We start from the raw sequence: 26885 nt of genomic DNA on the forward strand, positions 1-26885 counted from the left end.
TTGTTAGCAGGCTATCGTTTTTACTATATACACCGAATATAATTCTATTTGCTTAAAATAGTTGAATATACTCCACACACTTAATTCCAACCACCATGAAGCAATTATTTACTACTCAGGACCTTCTACTTTACCTCTACGATGAGCTCGATTGTTTGGAATCTATGGCCTTGCAAAAAGCCCTAAAAACAGATGTTGCCCTACAAACAGAACTGCAGCAATTGAAAAACGGCCAAGCTCAGTTAGCAGATTGTTTCTTGGAGCCCGAGCAGGATATCCTAGATAATATCTTAGACTATAGCCGCCTCTCTCATTTAGAGACAGAGCTTCATTAAAGCAGAAATACAGTACTTTCATAAAAAAGCCTAGTTTACTTTGGTAAACTAGGCTTTGCTTATTGTATGGTCCTTACGTTTAGTCTTGCGACAAAATGCCCATAATTTCATTGAGCTGTGGCTCCAAAATGATTTCGGTCCGGCGGTTTTTGGCCTTCCCTTCTGTAGTATCATTAGAAGCCTTAGGCGCATGTTCTCCACGGCCAGCAGCCGTAATTCTGGCCGGATCTACTTGGTTTTTAATCAAGACCTGGCTCACCGCCAAAGCCCGATCGGTAGAGAGGTCCCAGTTCATTTTGGCATCTCCGTCAGAGTCGGTATGGCCCTCAATCAAGATAGACAAATCTTTGTTGCGATTGAGTACGCCAGAAAGTGTTTCTAGGGCCGACACACCACGGCGGTCTACTCTTGCACTCCCTGAAGAGAACAGTAATTTTTGACTCAAAGACACATATACTTTTCCATCTCGGATTTCTACATCCAAGTCGCCCGCATCCTTAAAGCCTTTTAGGGCTTCTAACAATTTGGCTCTTAAAGCATTGGCCTTGGCATCTCTTTCGGCAATAGCGGCTTCTAGCTCCTTTACGCGGCGTTCGCGAGCCGCCAAATCCGCCTCCAATTCCTTTTTGTATTTCTCCAAATCGGTAATATTGGCATCTTTTCCTTGCAGCTCTTTGCGCAATTGCTCCAAACGCTCTTGCTCGGCCTTAAGTTCTCTTTCTCGACGCTCCAATTCTCGGCGCTTGATACTCAATTCTTCAGATAGTTCTCTTTTCTTAGAGGCCGCTTCTTCTTTCAGTTTTTCATTCAGGGCCAAGAGCTTATCATAAGAAGCCTGCAAATCTTTATTCAATCGTTGTTGTTGATTGTAGCGCTCTTGCAAAAGCTCATAATCAGAGGTCAATTCCTTATGCGAGGCCTTGAGCTTACTCAACTCTCCCTGAACGCTGCTCAATTCTTCCTGAATTTCTTGGCGCTTGCGCTCTGCTTCCGAGGCATTTTTCTCGGCCGCTTCTTTGGCGCTTACCTCCTCTTTGTAGCGGCGGCTAGACACGCAAGAGCTGAGCCCGCCTATCATCAAAAATAGTAGGGCTACAGCAACTAAGTAGTTTCTTCGCAACATAAATTATTTATTTTTTAATGAAGTAAATCCTGTTTTGGGGCCTCCGCTGCGGCTTCGCCTTGCGGCGCTACGTTTCGCAGCTCGCTATTCGCTCGGCCCTGCGGCGCTTGCAGCGCCTTGGTCTGGCCCTTCGGGCCACTGCTGCACATCGCTAGGCCGTTTTGGCCTGCGGCCAAAGTTGGCCGCTTCCGCCTAAGGTTTTCCTTTGGGGTAAATGTACAAATAGAGCGGAATATCATCTTCTTGGGCCCAAGCCCCCACATAAAGTCGCTCCAAAGGCAAATCAAGTAGACGCAGTTTTATCGCTACAGAATTCGCTCGAGTATTGGCTTGAGCCAAGCGAGCCTTGGCTTTTGTTCCCTTATCTGCGGTGGCTCTAAGCTCTAGCGCCCAGTTTTCCTCTTCGCTCAAAAGAGAAGCCAAATCCGTTAAAAAGGGAAGCGCTGAGCTATGCACCGAGTTTTTACCCTTAAAAAGTAGGCTGTCGGGACAAGCAATTTTAAGGGCTTGGCTGGCCGCAATTCGCTCAAATTCTAGGCCCTTATAGGCTTTCATTTGCTTGAGTATGCGTTCTTCTGCTTGGACCAATTCCGTTTTTTTGCGCACTTCTTTTCCCAATTGGGCCTGAAACATTTGTAGGGCTTTTTCGCTTTGGGCCAATTGCTGCTCGCAGGCTGTTTTGGCCTTTTGCGTTTCGGCGAGTTGCTGCAAACTATTTTGCCTTGCTTTTTCGGCCTGTTCTTGGGCCGCCACAGCCTGCTCCAACTGCTCTTTTTGCTGCTGCTGCTTGCTTTTTTCTTCTCTAAGCAATTGGGCCAATTGGCTACGGCTGCTATCTAGCTGCAACTGCAATACCTGCCGATTGCTTTCTAGTAGTTTATACTTTTTGCTACTGCCACAGGCGCCAAGCAATAGCATCAGTAAAAAGCAACAGCCATAATAAGATAAACGCATAAGCGATAAGTTTAAACTTTTTAGAGTTGACGACGGGCATATTCGGCAGCGACGGTGGTGGCTGCGCAAGCCACATTTAAAGACTCTACGGCATTCCACATCGGAATATGGCAGTATTCATCTATATATTGGGCCAGATGCTCCCCTACGCCCTCGGTTTCATTGCCCATAATAAATATGGCCCGATCGGCAAATTGGGTTTGGTAAAAATTACTGCTGCCACCTCCCGCTAAGGCATAGACCTTAAAGCCGGCTGCCTTGGCCATTTTTAGGGCGGGGCCTAGGCGTTCGCAGCCCACAATTTGGCTTTTGAACAGCACCCCAGCAGAAGCTTTTACCACAAGTGGGCTAAGCTTGGCGCTGCCTTTTCGGGGCAAGAGCAAAGCTAGACCAAAAGCCGTAGCCGAGCGAATAATCAGGCCCAAATTGCCCGGAGTGGTTACCCCATCTAGGGCCAAAAAAGCCATTTTACTAGGCAGTGGGCCTTGAAAAAAATCGCTAAAATCATCCATAGCGCTATTTTCTACATCCACCACAATTCCTTGATCTTGCTTAGGATTTTTAGAAATGCGGTGCACCTCTTCGCCCTTTACTCGTTCTGCCTCTAGGCCCAATTGCTTCAGTTTTTTGAGAATAGCGGCAATAGTGGGGCCTTTGGCCTTTTTATCGAGGCGGATGCTATGAATTTTGGGCAGGGGATTTTGCTCGAGCAGCTCTAAAACAGGCTTGCGTCCATACACGCTGATAAAGCGATCTCTAGGATGTTTTGGCATATTTTCATTTCTTATTTAGGGAGCCAAAGTTACGGCATTTTTATGAGATTGCTTTGAATTTCTGCGGCGGACAGGCGGCGAAGCCGCCGCAGGCCTAGCTGCCTGTAGGGGTGCCGCGCAGCGGCAGACCGAGCCGCCTTGGGCGGCGAAGGGCCGAGCAGACCTGCGAGCCCCGAAAGGGAGCGCCGCAAGGCGCAGCCGAGCGGAGGCCCCTTAAAAAAATCATAAAAAAAGGACTTCTAAGCCCTTAGGAGGCTCAAAATAAAAAATAGCTGTCACTAGCAGAGAAAAAAGGGGGCAAAGACAAACAATTAATCCTAGAAGTCTGTTATCTTTGTGATTAGATTGAATCTAAATAGAAAGGACAAAAAATAACTGCTATGAGCGATAAAAGACTTGTGTATCTGGACAATAGCGCCACCACTCCTGTAGACCCTAGAGTTTTGGAAGAAATGTTGCCCTATTTTCAGGATAAATTTGGGAATGCGGCCAGCCGCAACCACTCCTTTGGCTGGGTAGCTGAGGATGCAGTGGACCAAGCACGCGAGCGCATTGCTAAATTATTGGGGGCCGACCCCCGTGAAATTATTTTCACTTCTGGTGCCACCGAGGGCGTTAATCTAGCCATCAAAGGGGTAGCCAATATGTACCGCCGCAAAGGAAACCATATTATTACGGCCAAAACAGAGCATAAAGCGGTTTTGGATACTTGTAAAGCTTTGGAGCGCCAAGGCATGGAAGTCACTTATTTGGATGTGAACCGTCAGGGCTTGGTTGACTTGGAGGAATTGCGTGCAGCTATTAAGGATACAACCATTTTGGTGGCCCTTATGTTTGCCAATAATGAAATTGGGACCATTCAGCCCGTAAAGGAAATTGCCAAAATCTGTGCAGAGAACAAAACGCTTTTCTTTAGCGATGCCACTCAGGCCGTGGGGAAAGTACCTGTAAATGTAAAAGATATGGGCATTCATATTTTGGCCTTTAGCGGACACAAAATTTATGGCCCCAAAGGCGTAGGTGCACTTTATGTGAGCCGCAAAAACCCTAGAGTTAAATTGACGGCTCAGATTGATGGCGGTGGACATGAAAGAGGGATGCGTTCTGGAACCCTAAACGTGCCTGCTATTGTTGGTTTGGGTAAGGCCTGCGAATTGGCCGGCGAAGAAATGGAAGCGGAAACGGTTCGCTTGCAAGCTTTGCGCGATAAAATTGACCATGAATTGTTGCAAATGGAAGAGGTGGTCTTGAATGGCGCCAAAGAAAGCCGCTTGCCTCAATTGACGAATATTTCTTTTAAGCATGTGGAAGGGGAAGGACTCATGATGACCTTCAATGAAAATATTGCCCTTTCTTCTGGTTCTGCTTGTACTTCGGCCTCTTTGGAGCCCTCTTATGTACTCAAAGCACTAGGATTGGGAGATGATTTGGCGCATTCTTCTTTGCGCATCAGCTTGGGTCGCTTTACTACAGAAGAAGATGTAGATTATGCGATTGAGCGCATCCGCGACGGAGTAAACCACATGCGTTCTTTATCTCCTATCTGGGAAATGTACCAAGAAGGAATTGATTTGGACTCTGTAGAATGGTCTGAACACTAAAATTTGTTTGAAAACTGCTTAAACTGCATATATTATGGCTTATTCTGAAAAATTGCTCGATCACTTCAAGAACCCTCGTAATGTAGGCACCTTGGACAAGAATAAAAATACGGTAGGTACTGGCCTTGTTGGCGCTCCTGAATGTGGCGACGTCATGCGTCTCCAAATTGAGGTAAGCGAAGATGGCATTATCCAAGAAGCCAAGTTTAAAACCTTTGGTTGTGGCTCTGCTATTGCCTCTTCTTCTTTGGCCACCGAATGGCTCAAAGGAAAGTCAGTAGATGAAGCTGCTTCTATTGATAATATGGCTATCGTGGAAGAGCTTGAGCTTCCTCCCGTAAAAATTCACTGCTCTGTTTTGGCTGAAGATGCCATCAAGGCAGCCATTAAGGATTATCAAGAGAAAAATGCCAAGGCCTAATTTTGGCCCAAAAATAATTGTACTATGATTTATGTAGCCGATAGCGCCAAGGAAAAAATCCAAGAAATTAAGGAGCAAGAGCAACTCAGCGATGAGTTTTTCATCCGGGTTTCTGTGACTAGCGGAGGATGCTCTGGCCTTAGCTACAAAATGGATTTTGACAATGAGTCGCAAACCGAAGATCAGGTCTTTGAAGATAAGGGCGTAAAGGTGGTTACAGACCTCAAGAGCTTTCTTTATCTTTTTGATACGACCCTGCACTTTTCGGGCGGGCTCAATGGCAAGGGGTTTTATTTTGAAAACCCCAATGCTGCTAGAACCTGTGGCTGTGGCGAAAGTTTTTCGCTCTAGTTGCTCGGAATAATGTGATGACAAAAAAAGCCCCGCCTTTCGGCGGGGCTTTTTTTGTACCCTTTGGGCTTATTTCAAGGCCTTTACGGCCTGCATAGGCTGAATCAATGGGCCTGTTTTTTGGCCATCGGCTGTTTGTTTTCCTGTTTTTGCCAATAGCTCATAGGCTTCTTTGGTCGTCAGTTGCGGATGAAGCGCTCGCAAAAGCCCCAAGGTTCCCGCCACATAAGGCGTAGCCATAGAGGTCCCACTCATATTATCGTACTTAGAATTGGGCATGCTAGAATAAATATCTACCCCAGGAGCCGCCAATCCATAATTAAGGTGCTGCACCTCATTAGAAAAGCTCGCTTTCCGCAGTTGGGGGTCCAAGGCCGAAACCGTAATTACCCCATTTACAGAAGCGGGTACAATTCGACGGGCATCAAAACCATTGTTTCCCGCAGCAACAACCACAATACCGCCTTTTTTATTCACATAACGCACGGCTTCTTCATAGGCCTTTTGACGATCATCGCTAGATGGGCCACCTAAAGACATAGAAACTACATCGGCTCCTTTGTCGGCCGCCAAGAGCATGGCGTTAATGATTCGACGCTGCGTAGTTCCTCCTGAGCGAGGAAAAACCTGAATGCTACTTAGCTCCACAAAATCAGAAGAGGGAAAAGCCGAGGCCACGCCCTTGCCATTATTAGAAACGGCAGCGGCAATTCCTGCGCAATGCGTTCCATGGCCCTGAACATCCTTATCATATTCGCTACTCACAGAGCGATATTGGTCCTTAATATCTTCATGCTTGGCATCTACGCCTGTATCCAAAATAAAGATGCGCGCCTTTTTCTTGGGGCGGATCCCTTCTTCCTGCAAGAAGCGGTGCAGCCCATTATAATTCAAAGCTTCATAGGCCCACATTTTGGCAATGCCAGGATCATTGAGCAAAGGTTGTTTGGGCGAGCGACTAATTGCGGCAGCGCTTTGGGGCTCCCAAAGTTGCAAAATCTCATTTTCCTCCAAACTTTCTACCCCTTGCAACCCTTTGAGCTCCTCTTCAATCTCTGTCAATTGGTCCAAAGCTGATTCTGGAATATTCAAGGCATAAAAATCATCTAAATCCGTTTGCTCTGGGTTTTGCAATTTAAATGCGGGCTCATAGCTAAAGCCATATTTGGCCGCCAATTTATCTAGCAATTTGGGCGTTTGCCCCTCCTCCAACTCAATCAATAGCTCTGATTGTGGATCGAGGTTTTCGGCAGTGGCCTTTTGGCCAAAAAACAAATTGAGGCCCTGCACATCTAGCTGATAAAGGCCAAAAACACTGGCCCCTAAAAGAGAGAGAAAGGCGATTTTATTATTGGAGAAAATATTGAGCACAAAGGCTCCCCCAAACAAAATAAAGAGATAAACCACTAGCCGAATGTAGCCAAAGGTGCTTGGCAAAACCAGATGGTAAGCCAAGAAAATCAGAAAAGAGGCGATAAAACTAGGGCCAAAATATTTGCGAATATGGGCCTCCTCCTTAAAGAGCAACCAAAGCGACAAAGAGGCAAAGGTCCAAATGAAAATCAATCCTATCCAACTCATAGTTAGTATTTTACAGTAAAAAATGGGGCTAAAGTACTTTCAACTCGAGGATCTCGATGGGGGTTCCCCACATTTGCACAGAAAAATAATCTTCTGCCTCCTTGGCCATAATTTCTAGGCGCAAACCCGCTTTTGCATACTTTTGGTCCAAATTTGTGGGCAAGTATTCTTGGCCCTGATCATCTTTGAGGCCCCAAAATCCACCAGATAGTGGGACATGAATGACGGTTACAATTAGTTTCATAGTTCTGTTTTATATTTTTTTTGGGGCTGCCCCTGCGCTTCGCTTGGGTCGGGCTGTGTCGTGGCTCGCAAGTCTGCTCGGCCCTGCAGTTTTTTCGCTACGCTCAAAAACTTGGGTCTGCGGCTTTGCCGCACCACTGTCCATCCCTCAGCCGCTCCACCGAGGAGCCAGCTAAAGGCTTTGGGCTTCGGCCCTTTTGGTTTTATTGGGCGGCCACAATATCCCTTATAATTTTGAGATGATGATTCGTATGAATGGCTACAAACTTAATGCCTTGGTTTCTTCTAAGGTGGCCAAAAAAAGGATGGTCGAAATAAGCTTTTTCTGCTTGTTTTTGGACCAATTGCAGCAGGGCCTCGCTTTTTTCCAATAAGCTAGGCAACTGACTAAGGTCTATGGCTTCTCGGTTGTTAATCATCTTTGGGGCCTTGGCTTTTCCTCTGGGAATTTTGCCCGTGGCCAAAATCAGTGATTTAGAGGGGCTAAACTTGGGTTTAAACTGAGCGGGATCGCTATCGACAATGGCTTGCAACATAGCAATAGCTGCCTTAAGCGAGTGCTCAATATGCCAATCTACCCCTCTTTCCGATACCTCAGGGGCCAAAAGCGGCCCTTGCTCCAAATAGCTGGCTAAATCCTTTAGGCTCTGCTGAGCCATATCTACTTCTTTTTTCATAAAAAATTCCAGATTTGAGGGAGACTAATTAGCTTGAGCGGCTAAAATATCTTGAATAATCTTGAGATGGTGATTCGTATGAATAGCCACAAACCTCAGGGCTTCATTTCGTTTCATATGGCCAAAAATGGGATGATCGAAATAACTTTTTTCGGCCTTGTTTTGAGCGCCCAGCAGCAAGTTTCTCAATTTTTCGATCATTTCGGGGACTTTGCCTAATGAAATCTCCCCTTTGTTATTTAAAATATCTGGCGAGACGGCCCGCCCTCTAGGAATTCGCCCCATTCGGAGAATCAGGGTTTTAGTAGGGCTAAATTTGGGTTTAAACTGAGCGGGGTCACTTTCTTCTAATGCATCAATAATTAAGATTGCTGCTTTTAGGCTATGTTCTATATGCCAATCAATGGCTCTAGCCGATACCTTTGGCGCTCCGATTGAGGCATGAGGCAAGCTGGCCTCTAATTGGTCTACAGCGCTCTTGATCAGCTGAATTTGTTTTTCCATAACGTTCTTTGCTTAGATTTTGTAATCATGGAGATAGGCGGGGGCGAAGCCTTTTTGGCCCGCAGGGCCTTTTTGTCGAGCCGGCCCAGCGCTGCGGAGGGGTGGCCGCAGGCCAGACCGAGCCGCTGAAAGCGGCGAAGGGCCGAGCAGACCTGCGAGCCCCGCAGCATAGCGGCGGCCGCCCATGGGCGGCCGCGGGCCCCAAAAAAAAGCCCACTTACAAGAAAGATACTTATAAGTGAGCGATTTATGGGTATAAACTAAATCAAATTAGTTTTTGCCGTGGCAATGCTTGTATTTTTTGCCGCTACCGCAGGGGCAAAGATCGTTGCGACCGACCTTATTTTCTACACGGCGAGGGGCTACTCTAGGAGCGGGGCCTTGAGGTTGTTGCGCAGCCTGTTTTTGGGCCTCCTCTTTCGCTTTTTGCTCTTCGATATTGCTGTGTACCTCCTCGAAGTACTCCTCTTCTTCTACCTCCTGTGCTTCTTGGATTTGGCTTTCCTGTTGGATAGGAATTAGGCCACGGAACAAGAAAGAGCAAACCTCTTGATTGATTCGGCTACGGAGTTGGGCAAAAAGCTTGCGCGACTCAATTTTGTAGACCACCAAGGGGTCTTTTTGGGCAAAAGAAGCATTTTGGACCTGATCCTTGAGCTCATCCATATCGCGGAGGTGCTCCTTCCAATTAGAATCGATAAGGGCCAAAGTGATTGAGCGTTCGATTTGGTTAATCAGGCTCTTGCCATTAGTTTTCACGGCCTGTTCCATATCGGCATTGATTTCCAGGGCCTGGATACCGTTAGTAAAGGGGATAGCAATTTTTGTAAAGTTATTGCTTTCGTCCTCATAGATCCGTTGGATAAGCGGCAAAATAGCCTGAGCGATATGCTCGAACTTGCGGTTATAGGCGGCAAAAAGCGGGGCCGACAGTTGGTCCGTCAAATCATTGGGATCTGTCGTATAGAGCTCTTCAGCTGTAATTTGTGGATCGATACCAAAGTTTTGGATCATGGCCTGTTCGAAGCCCTCATAATTGCGTTCATTTTGATATTGAGCGATCAATTCATAGAGCAAATCGAGGAACATATCGTTGAGGTCAATCGCTAGGCGATCGCCTTCTAGGGCATTATTACGGCGGCGGTAAATTTCTTCCCGCTGCATATTCATTACATCATCATATTCGAGTAGGCGTTTACGAATACCGAAGTTATTCTCTTCCACCTTCTTTTGTGCTCTTTCGATCGACTTGCTAATCATGGGATGTTGCAAAACATCGCCTTCTTTATGGCCTAGGCGGTCCATCATTTTAGCGATACGATCGGAGCGGAAAAGGCGCATCAGTTTATCTTCTAGAGAAACATAAAACTGAGAAGAACCTACATCTCCTTGACGGCCGGCACGACCACGGAGCTGGCGATCTACCCGGCGAGAATCGTGGCGTTCTGTACCAATAATGGCCAAACCGCCCAATTGTTTCACCTCATCGCTTAGTTTAATATCGGTACCACGACCGGCCATGTTGGTGGCAATGGTCACCTGTCCACTCTTACCCGCTTCTGCTACTACATCGGCCTCGCGGGCGTGCTGTTTAGCGTTAAGTACATTATGCGGAATTTTGCGGAGGCTAAGCATACGGCTCAAGACCTCTGAGCTTTGGACCGAAGTTGTACCGACAAGGATAGGTCGGCCAGCTTCACGCATCTTTATCACCTCTTCAATGATCGCATTATACTTTTCGCGTTCTGTCTTATAGACCAAATCGTTACGGTCATCACGGGCGATTGGGCGGTTGGTGGGAATAATCACCACATCCAATTTATAAATATCCCAAAGCTCCTGTGATTCCGTTTCCGCTGTACCGGTCATCCCTGCCAGTTTGTGGTACATTCGGAAGAAGTTCTGTAGCGTTACGGTAGCATAAGTTTGGGTAGAGTTTTCGATCTCTACATTTTCCTTAGCTTCTAGTGCTTGGTGTAGGCCGTCCGAATAGCGGCGGCCATCCATAACCCGGCCCGTTTGCTCATCGACAATTTTCACCTTGCCCTCTACAACAATATATTCATCTTCTTTATGGAAGAGTGCATAAGCCTTAAGCAATTGGCGCATAGCATGCAGGCGCTCACTTTTGGCGGCAAAAGCCTGAATCAACTCATCTTTTTTGAGCTGTTTGTCTTCGGGGCTGAGGCTGCTATTATTATCTACTTGCAAGAGTTTATCATTGATATCCTCCATAACAAATAGGTGCTTATCAGAGCCTCCCTTACCCAATAAATCTGTTCCTCGGTCGGTCAGTTCTACACTGCGGTTTTTCTCTTCGATCACAAAAAACAGTTCAGCATCGGCTTTGTGCATATGCTTACTTTGTTCGGCCATATAATGCGCCTCTGTTTTCTGTAGAATTTGCTGCATACCGGGTTCACTCAAAAACTTAATGAGTGCGCGGTTTTTGGGTAGACCACGATAGGCGCGGAAAAGATCGAGTCCTCCCCCACCCTCTTCGGGTCCAGTATCGCCAGCGGCAATTTTTTGTTTAGCCGAGCGGATGAGTTGAACGACCAATTTCTTTTGGGCATTCATAATATGCTCTACAGCAGGCTTGAGGCTCAAAAATAGCTCTGCGCGATCATCTTTGGGCGTTGGGCCAGAAATAATGAGTGGTGTACGGGCATCATCAATCAAGACCGAGTCCACCTCATCAATCATGGTATAATGAAACTTACCTTGTACTTTTTCATCTACCTTATGGACCATATTATCTCTTAGATAATCAAAACCAAATTCGTTATTGGTTCCATAAGTTACATCACAACGGTAAGCCGCCTTGCGTCCATCAGAATGCGGGCGATGCTTATCAATACAATCTACAGTAAGGAAAAGGAAGCTCAACAAGGGCGCCATCCATTCGGCATCCCGTTTAGCTAGATAATCGTTCACGGTAATAATATGCACCCCTTCACCGGCCAAACCATTCAGGTAAGCGGGCAAAGTAGCCACTAGGGTTTTACCTTCCCCCGTCGCCATCTCGGCAATTTTACCTGAGTGCAAAACGGCACCACCAATAAGCTGCACATCGTAGTGGATCATATTCCAGACCACCTCATTTCCAGCAGCCATCCAGCGGTTTTTCCAGATTGCCTTATCTCCATTTAGTTCTAGCGGACGGACCTCATCATTGATCCAATTCCCCACCACCTCATGATCAAAATCAGTAGCGGTCACCTCTAGGGTTTCTTCTTCTGTAAAACGGCGAGCCGTTTCTTTAACTACAGCAAAAGCCTGAGGCAAGAGATTTTCTAGAATTTCCTCTAGGCGCTGATCGCGGTCCTTTTTCAATTGGTCCACTTCCTTATAAAGATCTTCTTTTTTGAAGATATCTTCGGTAGAGACCGCCTGCTCTTGCAGCTTTTCAATCTCTACATCAATATCTGCCAAATAATCTTTAATGGCCGCTCTAAATTCAATTGTTTTATGACGGAGCTCGTCATGGCTCAAGCTCTTGAGCTTGGCGTACTCCTCGTTAATTTGGGCCACTACAGGGCGCAACTCTTCAATATCGCGCTCTTGCTTGTTCCCAAATATCTTTTTTAAGAAACCAAACATGCTAAGGTATAAAGTTTATAATCTGTAAATCAGAAAGGGGTTATCCCTTCCTGCCGTCTGCTCTGAGCAAAACTCATACAAAAATACAACTTAAATAAAGAAGTTGCGCAATTAATGGCCGCAATTATAGCTCAAGGCCCTCATTATAGGGACTTTAGGCTTTTTTTATTTTATTTCCCTTGGCATAACCAACTGACAATCTGTCAGTTTTATTTTAATTTAACTGCTATTTTGGGGCCTCCGCCTCCCTTCGGTCGTCGGCGCTACGTTTCGCAGCTCGCTATTCGCTCGGCCCTGCGGCCTAACGGCCTGGGTCTGCGGCTGCGCCGCACTGCTTCACATCGCTAGGCCTAATGAGCAGCCTGCTCCTCGCAGCATTAACGGCCCTGTTTCTCTTTCCGAAAACGAGAGGGCGTTTTTTGATAGCGCCGCTTAAATAAGCGATTAAAATAAGACAGGCTATTAAAACCACTATCTAGGGCAATGTCCCCAATCTTTTCTTCGGTCTGCAACAAAAGACTAGCCGCCAATTTTAAACGCTCTTCCTGAATAAAATCATTGGGCGATTGCCCTAGCTCTGCCTTAAAGGACCGATAAAAATGAGCTTCACTCATACAAGCTTTTTTGCTCAATTCCCCAACGCTGAGCTCTTCTCTCAAATGCTGGCGGATGTACTGGACCAACTGCGCCAACCGACTGTCCTCCTCCCCTATTTTCACCTCATTTTCTTGCTGCAATACCCGCAACAACAACTCTTTTAAGGCCATTCCCACAAATAAATCCTTAGAAGGATGCCCCTCCGTAAATAAAAAGATGAGCCGCTGCAAAATCTGCTGCACCGCCAAGGAATGCGTAAAATGAAAATTCCCCGACTGAAAAGACCAAAGTAGACCATCTTCTCGAGGACGCTCCCTATTCAGCCAATCTAGTTCCTGCTGTACCATATCCTCATCCAAAGCCAAAGCCAAACATTTGGTGGGCTGATGCATATTGGCCTCCGGAAAATCAATGCGCATCAATTCATTGGGCGGCAAAAGCACCGACTCCCCAGGCAAAAAGCAAAAGGGCGCCTTATCTCGCAAATGCATCCGCTTCTTCCCCATCAACATAGCCGCCAATACCGGCTGCCGAAACTGCAATTCTACCGCCTCTGCCATCTGATGCGTCTCAAAAATATGAAGCTCCGCCTGGGCCGCCGCAAAACTGTTTTGCTGCTCGACTAAAGTATGGAGTGGACGCCCAGCCCGATAGTTATCTGGTAATAGCATAGGAGTTGATTTTGATGTGGAGAGGAATTTTGAATTAGCTGAACAGTAGAGAACAAGCAGATGTTGCAGCCAAATAAAAATAAAGCTATTTCCTTAATCTACAGTTTTTTTGTGGGCATAGCGAATTGAAATTGATAGGATTGTTCAAGTATTTGATAGAAAGCTACAAAAAGACCCCAAATTTATAAATTACCTTTGGCTAGTCAACAGTAAAACTATTTGCTAACAATCAGTTTAAGAAAAGCTTCCGCTTTTGCTAAATTGAACAACCAACAACAACATGCAAGAAACAAATGTAATGGATGAAGTCCTAAAAGCTCCCGACTTCAAACCTCAATACGAAAACTTTATCAACGGAGAATGGGTAAAACCTACCAATGGCGAGTACTTCGAAAATGTATCTCCCGTAGACGGTAAAAGCTTTACGCTTATCCCCCGCTCTACCAAAGAAGATATTGATAAGGCCGTAGCCGCCGCCTGGGCCGCCGCTCCAGAATGGAACAATAGCTCGGCCACTTTCCGTAGCAATATTCTACTCAAGATTGCCGACCGTATGGAGGAAAATCTTGAACTACTCGCTCGTACCGAAACTTGGGACAATGGTAAGGCCATTCGCGAAACTCGCGCAGCCGATATGCCCCTAGCTATCGACCATTTCCGCTATTTTGCTGGCGTTATCCGCGCTGAAGAAGGTAGCATGAGCGAACTCGATGCTAATACAGTTTGTATCAATGTCCAAGAACCCCTAGGCGTAGTGGCCCAGATTATTCCCTGGAACTTCCCGCTCCTTATGGCTGCTTGGAAAATCGCTCCCGCTCTAGCCGCTGGTAACTGCGTAGTCCTTAAACCCGCAGAGCAAACTCCTGTAGGTATCCTAATTCTAATGGAGCTTATTCAAGATATTTTACCCAAAGGCGTGCTGAATGTAGTCAACGGTTTTGGCGTAGAAGCAGGTAAACCCCTAGCTTCTCACCCCGATGTACGCAAGGTGGCCTTTACCGGAGAAACGACTACCGGTCAGCTCATTATGCAGTATGCTTCTAAAAACTTGATTCCCGTTACTTTGGAATTGGGCGGTAAGTCGCCCAACGTTTTCTTCGCTAACGTGATGGCAGAAGATGATGCCTTCTTCGATAAATGCCTAGAAGGGGCCGCTATGTTTGCCCTCAACCAAGGAGAAGTTTGTACTTGCCCCTCCCGCATTTTGGTCCAAGAAAGTATCGCCGATAAGTTTATCGAACGCCTAATCGAACGCGTCAACGCCATTAAGATGGGCCACCCCCTAGATCCTAACACCATGATGGGCGCACAAGCTTCTAACGATCAATACGAGAAAATCCTCAACTATATCAAAATTGGTAAAGAAGAAGGTTGCGAAGTCTTGGCAGGTGGCGCCGCCGCTGCAGTAGATAGCCTCTCTGGTGGATACTATATCCGCCCCACTATCCTAAAAGGACACAACAAAATGAGAGTCTTCCAAGAAGAAATTTTTGGCCCAGTCGTTTGTATTACCACCTTTAAGGATGAAGCCGAAGCCGTAGAAATTGCCAATGATACCCTCTACGGACTAGGCGCTGGCGTATGGACACGCGATATGCACCAAGCTTACCAAATCTCTAGAAAAATTGAAGCCGGACGCGTTTGGGTCAATAACTATCACGCTTATCCCGCTCACGCTCCTTTTGGTGGCTATAAAAAATCCGGAATCGGACGCGAAAATCACAAGATGATGCTCGCACACTATCGCCAAACCAAAAATATGCTCATCTCTTACGATAAGAACGCTCTCGGATTCTTCTAAACTCCTCCATTTTATGGCAGAACTAGTCGATGTAACAGAAAAAGCGCGGCAGTTAATCCGAAAATTGAAAGCCAAACACGGCGATCTGATGTTTCACCAAAGCGGCGGCTGCTGCGATGGATCAGCTCCTATCTGTCTCGAGGCCGGAGAACTCATGATTGACGACTCGGATGTTCTGCTCGCCGAAATTGAAGACTGCCCTTTTTATATGTCAGCTTTTCAATACAAATACTGGAAGAATAGCCACCTTACCCTGGATGTCGTTCCTGGCAGAGGCGCTAGCTTCTCTCTCGAAATTCCCTTGGGCCTGCGCTTTATCATCAGATCTAGATTACTAACCGATGAAGATGCCGCTCAAGTTGAAGATGCATAGTTGTTTCTTTTATCAAGAGTACTTTGAAAACTATAATCTACTCCTAATGATGTAGTTTTTAAACAAGCTCCACCCTCCTTGTCTACAGATGAGGAGGGTTTTTCTTTTTTTAGGGGCCTCCCGCCTGCGGCGGGCGGTTACTCCCTTCGGTCGTCGAACTGCGAACTAAAGTTCTTGTTGTCGTTTATTCCCTTTAGTCATCGAACTGGCGCCCCTATAGGGGCTGGTTGTCACAGCTCGCTGATATTTTGGGGCCTCCCGCCTGCGGCGGGCGCTACGTTTCGCAGCTCGCTATTCGCTCGGCCCTGCAGCGGCTGCGCCGCTTTGGTCTGGCCTTCGGCCACTGCTGCACATCGCTAGGCCGCCCCCTAATGCAGATCGGTTACTCCCTTCGGTCGTCGAACGGCGGCCTAAAGGCCTTGTTGTGGCCGGGCGCTTCGCGCCCCCAAACCGCAAATTTGGTCCAAATTTAAAATTAAGTGTATCAAGATGTTGATTATTTGGTTTTCAGTCTTTATAGTTGGTGGTATACGCAGTTTTTAGTGCTGCATTTTTTTAGCACCTCATTTAAATACCTTAATTTTGAGAAAAGAAGAAAAAAAGATGATCAAGGATCGCTACATCAATCCACTGACCGATTTTGGATTTAAGAAGCTTTTTGGCGAGGCCGCCAATAAGGAGCTACTCATCCATTTTCTCAATCAGCTGCTGCCCGAAAAGCATCAGGTGGAAGACCTCGAATATCTTCCTAGCGAACGCCTGCCCTCCAGCTTTCTGGACCGAAAAGTTATTTTTGATATCTATTGCACCAGCAGCCGAGGCGAGCAGTTTGTCATCGAGCTGCAACGCAGTAAGCAAAATCACTTCATCGACCGCTCTATTTTTTATAGCACTTTCCCCATTCAAGAACAATCCGAACGGGGCGATTGGAATTTTAAGCTTTGGCCCATTTATACGATCTGTATTCTCGATTTCAAGATCAATCAGCCCAATCCCCATAATCGAGTGATCCGCTATGTACAGCTCAAGGACCAAGACAAAGAGCTCTTCTTTAAAGACCTCACCTATATTTATATCGAGCTACCTAATTTCACCAAAACCCTAGATGAGCTAGAAGATTTGCAGGATAAATGGCTTTATCTTTTCCGTTATTTGGCCAAATTAGAAGATCGGCCAGCGGCCTTGCAAGAGCGCATTTTCACTAGGCTTTTCCGTGCCGCCGAAATTGCCAGCTACTCTACTGAGGAGCGCCAAAATTATGAGGTCTCCCTCAAAAAGCATCGAGATATTAAAAATGCTATTGACACCGCCCTAGAAGAGGGCCTAGAAAAAGGCAGAGCCGAGGGCTTGGAAGAAGGCCTGAAAAAAGGAGAAGAACGAGGCTTAGAAAAAGGCGAGTTAAAGGCCAAAAAAGCCATGGCCAAGCAAATGCAGGCCGCCAACCTCCCCCTAGAACAAATTGCCAAAATTACTGGCTGCTCCCTAGAACAAATCAAAAACTGGCTAAAGGATTAGCCCAAAATAATAGAAAGCTTGAACCTATTGAGGTTCAAGCTTTTTTTTGGTCCTACAGGCCCGAAGGGCCGCAGGCTGAGCTGCCGAAGCAGGGCCGCCGAAGGCGGCAGACCCAAGGCTTTTGAAGCAAAGCGAAAAAGCCTGCAGGGCCGAGCAGACCTGCGAGCTGCGAAGTGGAGCGACCCGCCCGCAGGGCGGGGCAGCCCCAAATCATCCGGCTAATCTTCTTTTAAATCTAGAGAAATTTCATTGTCCCAACCTGGGCGCAAAGGCAACTCCTTAGAACTTGATATTTTTTCGGCTTGCTTTAATTTTAAATAATCTCCTGTGGTCCATTGCCCATCTTGGTTTTCATCCCAAATCAGTTGAATTTGATAATTGCCGGGCGGGAGCAGGGGAAAATTGAGCGCATATTGGCTTTGGCCCAAAAGCGACTGCTTGTGAACGACCTCCTCTTGATTGCGGCGCAGCTCAAAAACATATTGCTTGCTACTGTCAGCATTTTGGATTTGGGCCAAAATATTGCCCAAGGTTTTATCGGTTTCTAGAGCGTAGCTAGCCTTGAGGGTATCTTTATTTTGCTGCCCCCAAAAGTCAGTCAAAGCACCTGGCAACAACTGAAGGCTATAAGTTGCAGAAGGCGCTTTGGGCGCCTCTAAGGTCCAGAGATAATTGCCCGCGGGCTGAAAACTCAAGGGGCCCAAACTGAGGCCCGTGTCATTTTGCCAAACACAAAGGCTAGTATCAATGCCTTGAATTGGAGCCCCAAAATCGAGCTGCATCGGGTTTTTGGGATGCAAAATAGGTAGTGGAATTTGCAGGCCCTCTGTGGCCCTAGCCTTGCCGGCTTTTTTGGGGTCAATCAAGCGCAATTCGCTAGGGTCTAGGCCTGTATATAGGTTAATTTTGGCCGTATCTCGATAATCGCCAGCCTCTAGTACAAATCGAAGTTCCTCGCCTTGGGCCCCTTTCCAAAACAGCCAGACAAACTCCTTATTTTGGTAATAGGTCCAGTCTTCGAGCTCCTCTAAGGGCTGAATTTTCAGGCTATCTGAAAAGGGCTTTAGAAACTGTAATTGCCCCTGTTGCTGGGCCAACTGTTTGGCCGAAACCAACTTCTGTTCTTGAGCCGCTGCAAATAAGCGGAGCTTGGGGTTTCCGGCACTGCTATCGGTCAAAACAATGGGCTCGGACCAAAACGCTAGCTCCTCATTGGCCTGATAGCGATAGTCGTTATTTTTATCCATCAAGCCAAAGAGAATATAGCGGCCCGCCTTCAAGTTTTCTAGCTTAAAGTTTCCTTTTTCATCGGTTCGGGCCAGGTAGTTGGGCCGCTGAAGAATGGGCGTAGAGTCGCCTAGCTCTCCTTCATAGAGCATCACCCAAGCCTCGGCGACCGGGGCCGCCGTTTTGGCATCAAACAGTTGGCCGCCCAACTGAAGCGAATCGAGTTGGGGGCCTGTAGAAAAGACAAAACGCAGGTCTTTGACGGGATTCCCCTCTCGAAAATCAACTATACTTTGGCCAAACTGAATGCTATAGGTGGTGTTTTCTTTTAGCTCTTCTTGGAAGCGGAGAATGACCGTTTTGTTTTTGACCTTCACCTTTGGTTTTTTGTCCAGAGGCGGCGAGATTAAGATTTGCTGCTGGGCGTTTTTGAGCTGCACCCATTCGTTAAAGGTCAGTAAGATCTCTTTTTCCTTAAAGTTTGTTTGATAGTTGGGCGTAGAGTAGCGCCGCAAATCTAGCTCTGGCGGCTGCTCGTCTTTTGGCCCTCCTTGTAGAGGTTGTTGCTGAGCACATTGAAGAAGAAGCAGGGCCAAAAGGGCCAAAAGCAGATAAGCAGGCAATTGACGCATCCTTAGAAGTCTGATTTAAAGTGAAATTTAATTTTAGGGTAGTCTTGCTGAGCCGTGCTGAGCATCCATTTAGATTCAGCCAGATAGACATAACGCCCCTCTTTATCTTTAGCAATAAATTGAGCCTTTTTCCGCAAGAATTCCTTGAGTTGCTCCTCTTCTTCGGCCTCTATCCAACAGGCTTTGTGCAGTTGCACGGGCTCATAGCGGCAGCTGGCCCCATATTCATGCTCCAAACGATATTGCAATACATCAAACTGGAGCTGCCCTACGGTACCAATAATCTTGCGATTGTTCGAGGTTTTGGTAAAGATCTGCGCCACGCCCTCATCCATCAATTGGTCAATTCCCTTGGCCAATTGTTTCGATTTCATGGGGTTGGCGTTTTCTATATAACGGAAAAGCTCGGGCGAGAAGCTAGGAATTCCCTTAAAATGTAGGGTTTCGCCTTCTGTCAAGCCATCGCCAATCTTAAAGTTGCCCGAATCATAAAGGCCCACAATATCTCCCGGATAAGCCTGCTCGACCACCTCTTTTTTAGAGGCCATAAAGGTCGTGGGATTCGAGAATTTCATCTTTTTGTTCTTCCGAACATGCAGGTAGTTGGTGTTGCGCTCAAATACCCCCGAGCAGACCCGCATAAAGGCAATGCGGTCGCGGTGACGAGGGTCCATATTCGCATGGATCTTAAAAACAAAGCCCGTAAACTTAGGCTCTAAGGGCTCAATATCCCGCTCTTCTGTATGAAAGCCCGTTGGCGTGGGCGCTACTTCTACAAAGCAATCGAGCAGTTCTTTTACCCCAAAGTTATTTACTGCCGAGCCAAAAAACACTGGCGATAGTTGCCCTTTAAGGTAGGCTTCTCGATCAAAATCTGGATAAACTTCCATGACCATATTGGCCTCTTCTCTTAGCTCTTCCGCATAGTCCTCACCCACCAATTTATCCAAAACAGGATCATCTAAATCTTCCAATGCCGTGAGGTCGCCGTATTTGGTTCCTGGCGCAAATAAGTTGAGCTGCTTTTCATAGATGTTGTACACCCCCTTAAAATCGGGGCCCATACCTACGGGCCAACTCAAGGGACAAACATTGAGCTTGAGCTTTTCCTCAATCTCATCCAATAGGTCCATCCCATCCTTGCCCACACGGTCCAATTTGTTAATAAAGACCATCACGGGGGTGTCTCGCATACGGCAAACCTCTACCAATCGCTCGGTCTGCTCCTCTACCCCCTTGGCCACATCAATCACCACAATTACACTATCCACCGCCGTCAAGGTCCGATAAGTATCTTCCGCAAAATCTTTGTGACCCGGCGTATCCAAAATGTTAATCTGCCGATCCCGATACTCAAAACCCATGACCGAGGTGGCCACCGAAATCCCCCGCTGCTTCTCAATTTCCATAAAATCGGAAGTCGTCGATTTCTTGATTTTATTAGACTTTACCGCTCCCGCTACCTGAATCGCCCCACCAAAAAGTAGGAGTTTTTCGGTCAAGGTGGTTTTCCCCGCATCGGGGTGGGCGACTACGGCAAAGGTGCGCCTCTTATTTACTTCTGCAGCTATTTTTGTCGACATTGATTTTGCTTTTGTTTTGCGCCACAAAAGTAGCAAAAAAGCCTGTAATTGCTGAATAGCATCTCGCTCCCTTCTCTTTTTTGCCTCAAAATCAATAGGCTTTTTCTTTTTTCTGTTTCTTGGGGCCTCCGCCTCGCTTCGCTCGTCGGCGCTACGCTTTGGGGCTCGCTGCTCGCTCGGCCCTTCGTTTTTTCGCTGCGCTCAAAACTCGGTCTGGCCTAACGGCCACCCCGCCGCATCGCTAGGCCAGCGGGCTTCGCCCGCTTCTAGGCCAAAAAAAAGCCCACTCCAACAATCTGGAGCAGGCCGCTTAGGGTTTAAGCTATTTTCTTAGGCTGCTTTAAAGGCAAGTTCGTAGCCATCTTCGTCTTTTACTTTTAAGGTCTCGGGCGTAATCTCTAAGACCTCATAGGTTTTGGCAAATACACTGCCTTTGCCCTCTAGCGATTCTTCTGCCTTGAGCGAAAGCTGTTTTTCATCATCGCTAAGGGTCCAGTTACCCACAATAGTCGTTTCGCCATCAAAAGAGGCCTCAAAGCTACCATCTAGCTTCAAGTTGACAAAGGTGTTCTGGTCCTCCCATTTGCCCGCCGTAAAATTCTCTACTTTATCTTCTGCTTTCTGACCACGAGTGGTCACTTCCATCGCATCATTTACAGAAGCTGCAGGCGCTTCCGTGTTACAACTGCCAAGGCCAAAGGCCAAAAGGGCCACAAAAAGAAACATTAGGTTTTTCATAGATTAGTGATTTTGAGCATGATTGTTTTGTCGTCCTCGCTGTTATAAAATTTGGGGGGTAAACAAGGACTTCTACCTCTATAATGAGGGTTTTAGGCATTTTGTGAACTCCAAAAGCCAAAAAATTGAATTTTCGTTCAATGAAATATACCGCTAAAGTTTTGAATGCGAAAGGACTAAAGCCCACTTTAAAGCCAAAACCCCTTTTTTTAGCCCTTTTTCCCCTAACAGGACGGAATAAAATCTCCCTTTTTAAATGAGTTTGCTTTCGCCTTGAGGAAAAGCGAAATAAAAACTATTTTGAGAAAAATTAAGGCGATCAGATGGCCAAAGCAAACCTTTTGCCTCCTTTTCTCCTTAAACAAATACTATTGTACCGCTCTACTTCTAGAGCAGCGATTTTTAGATTTACTTATTGTTTTGAGATGAAACAGAAACTTGTATTTTGGGCCGAAGAGGCCGTAGCTGAAGGCACGCAAAAATGCCTGCTAGCCATGGAGTTAAAGGCTGAAGACAACCGCATCGAATTGCATAAATTTGAAGGCGATGCCGCTACCGAAGCCATTGAAAAAGAATTAAAGGAGAAATGGACCAAAGGACTTGTGGTCGCTTTTCCTACAACTGGCTACCAAAAAACGGAGCAAGAATTATCGGCCGCTAGCCGCCTTTTGCCCGAAGCATACCAATGCTTAGACGAAAGCCTTAATCTGGATAGCCTAAAAACAGAATGGCTCTTTGCGGTCCTTTCTACTAAGTTGTATAAGACTTATTGGTCAGAACTTGGCGAAATCCAAGACCGTGTAGAACGCGCCACAAAGTATGATAAAATGCTTTGGGAAGAACTTAAGGCCTTCCAAGCTAAAGTGCACGCTCAAGACAAAGAGAAAAATCTCTTTAAAGAACATGTTCAAGAACTTCGCGATAGCCTCAATGAACTCTTTGGCCTGATGAAGAACTTGCGCAAGATTCAAGATGAAGCCTTTGAACAAGCCGCCAAAGCCAATTATGATCAATTGGATCAAGGCCTTTCCGCTATCGAAAAAGAACTAGAAGGCGAAACAGGCAAATGGGATAAGTATTTCGAACAACTCAAAGGCTTGCAAGCTCAGATGAAAAAAATGAAACTGAGCAAAAAACAACGCAATGGCCTCTGGACCCGTATCGATAAGGCCTTTAAGTTAGTGAAGGTAAAACGTTTTGGTAAGCAAAATGGCGATAGCCGACTCGAACGCCGTATCCAAGGCCTAGAAGAAGCTATCAAGAAGATGCAACGCTCTATTGATCGAGACCAAAAAGAACTCGATATCCAAGACGGTAAGATCAATGCACCACATGCTACCCAAATCGAAACGCAACTCCGTGAGGTGAAGGCCAAAATGCTCCGCGAACGCATTAGCTCTAAGGCCGAAAAATTGGCCGACATGAATAAAACCATGAAGGAACTCCAAAAACGCCTCGCCAAAATGCAAAAACAAGCGGCCGAACTCCAAAAAGAGACGGAAGCTCAAACAGAAACGCCTCCCGCAGTAGAAGAAACTCCCAAAAGGGAGGAAGCTAGCGAAAATAATAGCGAAGAGGATCAAGCTTAATCCTTAAGCCCTTTTATATAGATCTCAAGAAAGCCTATAGCTCCTTATTGGAGCTATAGGCTTTCTTTTTTCAGCTGTCTCCATAATTTTGCTTCTAAGCGCCTCTAACTAAACTGTAGTAGGGTGGGTCCAGAAAAAAAAGATAGGGGATTATAGATACGCCCGGAGGAGTTTGTAAACTGCAAATTAGCTCTGGGCATCGTTCAGAGCTGTTCTGCAAATGCAAATTAGCTCCGGGCATCGTTCAGAGCTGTTTTGCAAATGCAAATTAGCTCCGGGCATCGTTCAGAGCTGTTTTGCAATTGCAAATTAGCTCCGGGCATCGTTTAGAGCTGTTTTGCAAATGCAGATAAAGGCTGGCGCCAGGCCAGAGGCATTTGTAAACTGCAGATTAGCCCAAGGAAGTTGTTTTGGCCTAGCGATGTGCAGCAGTGGCCCGAAGGGCCAGACCCAGCCGCCGCAGGCGGCGCAGGGCCGAGCAGACCTGCGAGCTGCGGAACGTAGCGCCGACGACCGAAGGGAGGCGGAGGCCCCAAAAGCAATAAACCTTATGCAGCAGGATAAAAAAAGAGCGCCCTCCAAAGAAGAATTGGAGAGCGCTAGCTAAACTATAGATTAAGGGGAGTCCTTACATATTGCGGCGATATTGCCCACCGACCTCATAGAGGGCTTGGGTAATTTGGCCCAAAGAGCAGAACTTCACGGCGGTCATCAGGCAATCGAAGAGGTTTTTGTTCTCGATAGCGGCCTCTTGCAAAGCCTTGAGGGCCTGAGGTCCACCTTCTTCATGCGTTTGATGCAAGCGTTGGAGGGCAGAGATTTGTGCCTCCTTCTCTTCCTTGGTCGCACGGATCACCTCCTCGGGAATAATGGTGGGTGAGCCCTCATCAGACAAGAAAGTATTCACACCAATAATGGGCATTTCGCCCGTATGCTTGAGGGTTTCATAATACAGGCTTTCCTCCTGAATCTTTCCTCTTTGATACATGGTTTCCATAGCGCCTAGCACGCCGCCACGGTCGGTAATGCGGTCGAATTCGGTCAAAACGGCCTCCTCGACCAAGTCGGTGAGCTCCTCAATAATGAAAGCGCCCTGCAAGGGATTCTCGTTTTTGGTCAAGCCCAATTCTCGGTTAATAATCAACTGAATGGCCATTGCCCGACGCACAGATTCCTCCGTAGGCGTGGTGATAGCTTCATCATAGGCATTGGTGTGCAATGAATTACAGTTGTCATAAATTGCATAGAGGGCCTGCAAAGTGGTGCGAATATCATTGAAGCCAATTTCCTGTGCGTGCAAAGAGCGGCCAGAGGTTTGGATATGATATTTAAGCATTTGCGAGCGGGCATTGGCTCCATATTTCTCGCGCATTGCCTTGGCCCAAATGCGGCGGGCCACTCGACCAATCACGGCATATTCTGGGTCAATTCCGTTGGAGAAAAAGAAAGAGAGATTGGGCGCAAAAGCGTTGATATCCATCCCTCTAGAGAGGTAATACTCCACAAAGGTAAAGCCATTGGCCAAGGTAAAGGCCAATTGGGTGATGGGGTTGGCGCCAGCCTCGGCAATATGGTAGCCAGAGATCGAGACCGAGTAGAAATTGCGCACCTGCTCCTCAATAAAATAGGCTTGCACATCGCCCATTAGGCGGAGCGAGAACTCTGTAGAGAAGATGCAAGTATTTTGCGCTTGGTCCTCCTTAAGGATGTCGGCCTGTACGGTTCCGCGGACAGAACGCAGGGCTTTTGTGCGCATTTCGGCATACACATCGGCAGGAAGCACCTCATCGCCAGTCAAGCCCAAGAGCATTAGGCCCAGACCGTCGTTGCCTTCGGGCAATTCGCCCATATATTGGGGGCGGGCCAAGCCTTTATCATCATATTTGGCCTTCAAGGCGGCTTCTACCTTCGCCTCTAAGCCATGTTCCTTAATGTACTTCTCGCATTGCTGGTCAATTGCGGCATTCATGAAGAAGGCGCAGATGGTAGCGGCTGGACCATTGATGGTCATAGAAACCGAGGTTTTGGGATCGCAAAGATCAAAACCAGAATAGAGTTTCTTGGCATCGTCTAGGCTACAAATGCTTACCCCAGAGTTACCAATTTTACCATAAATATCTGGACGATAATCGGGATCTTCTCCATAAAGGGTCACGGAATCAAAAGCCGTAGACAAGCGGGCTGCAGGCATGCCCAAAGAGACATAATGGAAGCGGCGGTTGGTCCGTTCTGGATGCCCTTCTCCTGCAAACATACGCGTGGGATCCTCGCCTTTGCGCTTGAAGGGGAATACCCCAGCGGTATAAGGAAACTCCCCAGGGAAGTTCTCTTGGCCTGACCAGCGGACGATATCGCCCCAATCGCTGTATTTAGGCAGGGCAATTCGGGGAATGCGGCTATGCGATAGGGATTTGGTAAAGGTTTCTACTCGAATTTCTTTGTTGCGCACCTTATAGACAAACTCATCGGCTTGGTAGCGGGCCAGTTTTTCTTTCCAGCCTTCTAGCAAGCGCTGCTGCTCTCCGCTGAGGTTGGCGTATTTAAACTCATAAGTTTCTTTCAAGCTAGCGGGACTCTCCTCGCCTAGTTGCTCCATCGCTCCCTTCAGCTGATAAAGCTGACTGGCCAAGCGGGCTTCTTGCTCAATCTTGTCATTATATCGACGAATACTTTCGCTAATTTCTGAAAGGTAGCGCACTCGGGCGGGAGGAATGATAAATTGCTTTTCGCTTTGTTCCTTAGTCGCCTCAAAGCTAGAGGTCAAAGGCGCCTGCGTTCGCTCTACAATTTTATCCATCAAGGCTTTGTAGAGGCTATTCATGCCGGGGTCATTAAACTGAGAAGCAATGGTCCCAAATACGGGCAAATCATCTTCTTTGGCCTCCCAGAGGTTATGATTGCGGCGATATTGCTTGCGAACATCCCGCAGGGCATCCTGCGCTCCTCGCTTATCAAACTTATTGAGGGCGATGAGGTCGGCAAAATCCAACATATCAATTTTCTCCAGCTGTGTGGCGGCCCCATATTCTGGCGTCATCACGTACAAAGAAGCATCCGAGAAATCGGTAATAGCGGTATCTGATTGGCCAATTCCAGAGGTTTCTAGAATGATGAGGTCAAAGTCTGCGGCCTTCAAGATATTCACGGCATCGCCAATATGCTTAGAAACGGATAGATTGGATTGGCGGGTGGCCAAAGAACGCATGTACACCCGTTCGCTGTTGATGGCATTCATCCGAATACGGTCGCCCAGCAGGGCCCCGCCCGTTTTGCGCTTAGAGGGGTCTACCGAAATCACGGCAATGCGCTTATCTTCAAAATCGAGCAGGAAGCGGCGCACCAATTCATCGACCAAAGAGGATTTACCCGCTCCGCCTGTTCCTGTAATGCCCAAAATGGGGGTATTTTTAGCGGCGGCTTTGGCTTCTAGCTCGCTCAACCAGCTTTCGGCTTCCTGCGGTTGGTTTTCTGCGGCAGAGATCAGGCGGGCCAGGGCGTATTTATCGCCTGTTGCATATTGCTTAAGCTCGCCATTGATATTTTTACCCGTGGGAAAATCGCATTGGCTCAAGAGGTCGTTAATCATTCCTTGCAGGCCCAATTCTCGTCCATCATCGGGCGAGTAAATACGGCTAATGCCATAGGCATGCAACTCTTCGATTTCTGTGGGCAGGATGGTCCCTCCTCCCCCACCAAAAATCTTGATGTGGCCGGCTCCACGTTCTTGCAAAAGATCGTAGATATACTTAAAAAACTCGATATGTCCCCCCTGATAAGAGGTAATGGCAATACCCTGCACATCTTCCTGAATAGCGGTATCGACAATTTCCTGAGCCGAGCGGTTATGGCCCAAATGAATAATTTCTGCGCCAGAGCGCTGCATGATTCTCCGCATGATGTTAATCGCGGCATCATGCCCATCAAATAGAGAGGCGGCCGTCACAATTCTGATCTTGTTCTGGGCCTCATAAGGGGCTTGCGTTTGCATCATTC

Annotated in this window: 21 protein-coding genes; 8 read left to right on the forward strand and 13 right to left on the reverse strand. The window is 47.1% G+C overall.

The window, feature by feature from the left end:
* Window positions 1–95 precede the first annotated feature (95 nt).
* A complete protein-coding gene (locus SGRA_RS08480; RefSeq protein WP_015692236.1) occupies window positions 96–335 on the forward strand; it encodes a hypothetical protein in 240 nt (79 codons plus the stop codon).
* Between the two features lie 79 nt (window positions 336–414).
* On the opposite strand, the gene SGRA_RS08485 is transcribed toward SGRA_RS08480, so the two are convergent.
* From SGRA_RS08485 to SGRA_RS08495, 3 genes are all read right to left on the reverse strand, one after another.
* Complete coding sequence (locus SGRA_RS08485) at window positions 415–1458, reverse strand: OmpA family protein (protein ID WP_015692237.1); 1044 nt, start codon at window positions 1456–1458, stop codon at window positions 415–417.
* A 192-nt stretch (window positions 1459–1650) separates the two neighbouring features.
* On the reverse strand, window positions 1651–2412 hold the full coding sequence (locus SGRA_RS08490) for a coiled-coil domain-containing protein (protein ID WP_015692239.1): 762 nt from the start codon (window positions 2410–2412) through the stop codon (window positions 1651–1653).
* Window positions 2413–2432: 20 nt separating this feature from the next.
* On the reverse strand, window positions 2433–3185 hold the full coding sequence (locus SGRA_RS08495) for a TrmH family RNA methyltransferase (RefSeq protein ID WP_015692240.1): 753 nt from the start codon (window positions 3183–3185) through the stop codon (window positions 2433–2435).
* 380 nt (window positions 3186–3565) lie between these two features.
* Here SGRA_RS08495 and SGRA_RS08500 point away from each other — a divergent pair, with 380 nt between their 5' ends.
* The 3 genes from SGRA_RS08500 to SGRA_RS08510 are packed head-to-tail and all read left to right on the forward strand — an operon-like array spanning window position 3566 to window position 5558.
* The gene (locus SGRA_RS08500) at window positions 3566–4786 is read left to right on the forward strand and encodes an IscS subfamily cysteine desulfurase (protein ID WP_015692241.1); all 1221 of its coding nucleotides are present in this window, start codon (window positions 3566–3568) and stop codon (window positions 4784–4786) included.
* Between the two features lie 34 nt (window positions 4787–4820).
* On the forward strand, window positions 4821–5207 hold the full coding sequence (gene iscU / locus SGRA_RS08505; protein ID WP_015692242.1) for a Fe-S cluster assembly scaffold IscU: 387 nt from the start codon (window positions 4821–4823) through the stop codon (window positions 5205–5207).
* A 24-nt stretch (window positions 5208–5231) separates the two neighbouring features.
* Window positions 5232–5558, forward strand: coding sequence for a HesB/IscA family protein (locus tag SGRA_RS08510; RefSeq protein WP_002658946.1), 327 nt, complete (start codon window positions 5232–5234; stop codon window positions 5556–5558).
* A gap of 69 nt (window positions 5559–5627) precedes the next feature.
* Here the strand turns inward: SGRA_RS08510 and SGRA_RS08515 are convergent, their stop codons facing one another.
* From SGRA_RS08515 to SGRA_RS08545, 6 genes are all read right to left on the reverse strand, one after another.
* The gene (locus SGRA_RS08515) at window positions 5628–7139 is read right to left on the reverse strand and encodes a S8 family serine peptidase (RefSeq protein WP_015692243.1); all 1512 of its coding nucleotides are present in this window, start codon (window positions 7137–7139) and stop codon (window positions 5628–5630) included.
* A 28-nt stretch (window positions 7140–7167) separates the two neighbouring features.
* The gene (locus tag SGRA_RS08520; RefSeq protein ID WP_015692244.1) at window positions 7168–7383 is read right to left on the reverse strand and encodes a hypothetical protein; all 216 of its coding nucleotides are present in this window, start codon (window positions 7381–7383) and stop codon (window positions 7168–7170) included.
* Between the two features lie 202 nt (window positions 7384–7585).
* A complete protein-coding gene (locus SGRA_RS08525) occupies window positions 7586–8059 on the reverse strand; it encodes a DUF1569 domain-containing protein (protein ID WP_015692246.1) in 474 nt (157 codons plus the stop codon).
* A gap of 24 nt (window positions 8060–8083) precedes the next feature.
* On the reverse strand, window positions 8084–8563 hold the full coding sequence (locus SGRA_RS08530) for a hypothetical protein (protein WP_015692247.1): 480 nt from the start codon (window positions 8561–8563) through the stop codon (window positions 8084–8086).
* Window positions 8564–8833: 270 nt separating this feature from the next.
* Window positions 8834–12166, reverse strand: coding sequence for a preprotein translocase subunit SecA (secA, locus tag SGRA_RS08540; RefSeq protein WP_015692249.1), 3333 nt, complete (start codon window positions 12164–12166; stop codon window positions 8834–8836).
* Window positions 12167–12543: 377 nt separating this feature from the next.
* The gene (locus SGRA_RS08545; protein WP_015692250.1) at window positions 12544–13434 is read right to left on the reverse strand and encodes an AraC family transcriptional regulator; all 891 of its coding nucleotides are present in this window, start codon (window positions 13432–13434) and stop codon (window positions 12544–12546) included.
* A 280-nt stretch (window positions 13435–13714) separates the two neighbouring features.
* On the opposite strand from SGRA_RS08545, the gene SGRA_RS08550 reads away from it, so the two are divergent.
* From SGRA_RS08550 to SGRA_RS08560, 3 genes are all read left to right on the forward strand, one after another.
* Window positions 13715–15235 carry an aldehyde dehydrogenase family protein gene (locus SGRA_RS08550; RefSeq protein ID WP_015692251.1) on the forward strand — a complete coding sequence of 507 codons (1521 nt, stop codon included), beginning with the start codon at window positions 13715–13717 and terminating at the stop codon, window positions 15233–15235.
* 13 nt (window positions 15236–15248) lie between these two features.
* Entirely contained in the window at window positions 15249–15608 is a 360-nt protein-coding gene (locus tag SGRA_RS08555) for a DUF779 domain-containing protein (RefSeq protein WP_015692252.1), read from the forward strand.
* A gap of 603 nt (window positions 15609–16211) precedes the next feature.
* Window positions 16212–17123 (forward strand): Rpn family recombination-promoting nuclease/putative transposase, encoded by a 912-nt coding sequence (locus SGRA_RS08560; protein WP_015692253.1) that lies wholly within the window; start codon window positions 16212–16214, stop codon window positions 17121–17123.
* Window positions 17124–17341: 218 nt separating this feature from the next.
* Here SGRA_RS08560 and SGRA_RS08570 read toward each other — a convergent pair whose 3' ends face one another.
* The 3 genes from SGRA_RS08570 to SGRA_RS08580 form a co-directional block, all read right to left on the reverse strand.
* Window positions 17342–18982 (reverse strand): Ig-like domain-containing domain, encoded by a 1641-nt coding sequence (locus tag SGRA_RS08570; protein ID WP_015692255.1) that lies wholly within the window; start codon window positions 18980–18982, stop codon window positions 17342–17344.
* Window positions 18983–18984: 2 nt separating this feature from the next.
* On the reverse strand, window positions 18985–20565 hold the full coding sequence (locus tag SGRA_RS08575; protein WP_015692256.1) for a peptide chain release factor 3: 1581 nt from the start codon (window positions 20563–20565) through the stop codon (window positions 18985–18987).
* A gap of 330 nt (window positions 20566–20895) precedes the next feature.
* Complete coding sequence (locus tag SGRA_RS08580) at window positions 20896–21303, reverse strand: lipocalin family protein (protein ID WP_015692258.1); 408 nt, start codon at window positions 21301–21303, stop codon at window positions 20896–20898.
* 425 nt (window positions 21304–21728) lie between these two features.
* On the opposite strand from SGRA_RS08580, the gene SGRA_RS08585 reads away from it, so the two are divergent.
* The gene (locus tag SGRA_RS08585; RefSeq protein WP_148268309.1) at window positions 21729–22892 is read left to right on the forward strand and encodes a coiled-coil domain-containing protein; all 1164 of its coding nucleotides are present in this window, start codon (window positions 21729–21731) and stop codon (window positions 22890–22892) included.
* A 628-nt stretch (window positions 22893–23520) separates the two neighbouring features.
* Here SGRA_RS08585 and SGRA_RS08595 read toward each other — a convergent pair.
* Entirely contained in the window at window positions 23521–26880 is a 3360-nt protein-coding gene (locus SGRA_RS08595; protein WP_015692262.1) for a methylmalonyl-CoA mutase family protein, read from the reverse strand.
* Window positions 26881–26885: the final 5 nt, after the last annotated feature.

Source organism: Saprospira grandis str. Lewin (assembly GCF_000250635.1).
Taxonomy (GTDB): Bacteria; Bacteroidota; Bacteroidia; order Chitinophagales; family Saprospiraceae; genus Saprospira; species Saprospira grandis.

Coding starts and splice junctions, on each gene's coding strand:
- SGRA_RS08525 (WP_015692246.1), bottom strand. CDS start 8,059: ATGAAAAAAGAAGTAGATATGGCTCAGCAGAGCCTAAAGGATTTAGCC.
- iscU (WP_015692242.1), top strand. CDS start 4,821: ATGGCTTATTCTGAAAAATTGCTCGATCACTTCAAGAACCCTCGTAAT.
- SGRA_RS08515 (WP_015692243.1), bottom strand. CDS start 7,139: ATGAGTTGGATAGGATTGATTTTCATTTGGACCTTTGCCTCTTTGTCG.
- SGRA_RS08530 (WP_015692247.1), bottom strand. CDS start 8,563: ATGGAAAAACAAATTCAGCTGATCAAGAGCGCTGTAGACCAATTAGAG.
- SGRA_RS08520 (WP_015692244.1), bottom strand. CDS start 7,383: ATGAAACTAATTGTAACCGTCATTCATGTCCCACTATCTGGTGGATTT.
- SGRA_RS08560 (WP_015692253.1), top strand. CDS start 16,212: ATGATCAAGGATCGCTACATCAATCCACTGACCGATTTTGGATTTAAG.
- SGRA_RS08510 (WP_002658946.1), top strand. CDS start 5,232: ATGATTTATGTAGCCGATAGCGCCAAGGAAAAAATCCAAGAAATTAAG.
- SGRA_RS08490 (WP_015692239.1), bottom strand. CDS start 2,412: ATGCGTTTATCTTATTATGGCTGTTGCTTTTTACTGATGCTATTGCTT.
- SGRA_RS08495 (WP_015692240.1), bottom strand. CDS start 3,185: ATGCCAAAACATCCTAGAGATCGCTTTATCAGCGTGTATGGACGCAAG.
- SGRA_RS08575 (WP_015692256.1), bottom strand. CDS start 20,565: ATGTCGACAAAAATAGCTGCAGAAGTAAATAAGAGGCGCACCTTTGCC.
- SGRA_RS08485 (WP_015692237.1), bottom strand. CDS start 1,458: ATGTTGCGAAGAAACTACTTAGTTGCTGTAGCCCTACTATTTTTGATG.
- SGRA_RS08500 (WP_015692241.1), top strand. CDS start 3,566: ATGAGCGATAAAAGACTTGTGTATCTGGACAATAGCGCCACCACTCCT.
- SGRA_RS08480 (WP_015692236.1), top strand. CDS start 96: ATGAAGCAATTATTTACTACTCAGGACCTTCTACTTTACCTCTACGAT.
- SGRA_RS08555 (WP_015692252.1), top strand. CDS start 15,249: ATGGCAGAACTAGTCGATGTAACAGAAAAAGCGCGGCAGTTAATCCGA.
- SGRA_RS08545 (WP_015692250.1), bottom strand. CDS start 13,434: ATGCTATTACCAGATAACTATCGGGCTGGGCGTCCACTCCATACTTTA.
- SGRA_RS08550 (WP_015692251.1), top strand. CDS start 13,715: ATGCAAGAAACAAATGTAATGGATGAAGTCCTAAAAGCTCCCGACTTC.
- secA (WP_015692249.1), bottom strand. CDS start 12,166: ATGTTTGGTTTCTTAAAAAAGATATTTGGGAACAAGCAAGAGCGCGAT.
- SGRA_RS08595 (WP_015692262.1), bottom strand. CDS start 26,880: ATGCAAACGCAAGCCCCTTATGAGGCCCAGAACAAGATCAGAATTGTG.
- SGRA_RS08585 (WP_148268309.1), top strand. CDS start 21,729: ATGAAACAGAAACTTGTATTTTGGGCCGAAGAGGCCGTAGCTGAAGGC.
- SGRA_RS08570 (WP_015692255.1), bottom strand. CDS start 18,982: ATGCGTCAATTGCCTGCTTATCTGCTTTTGGCCCTTTTGGCCCTGCTT.
- SGRA_RS08580 (WP_015692258.1), bottom strand. CDS start 21,303: ATGAAAAACCTAATGTTTCTTTTTGTGGCCCTTTTGGCCTTTGGCCTT.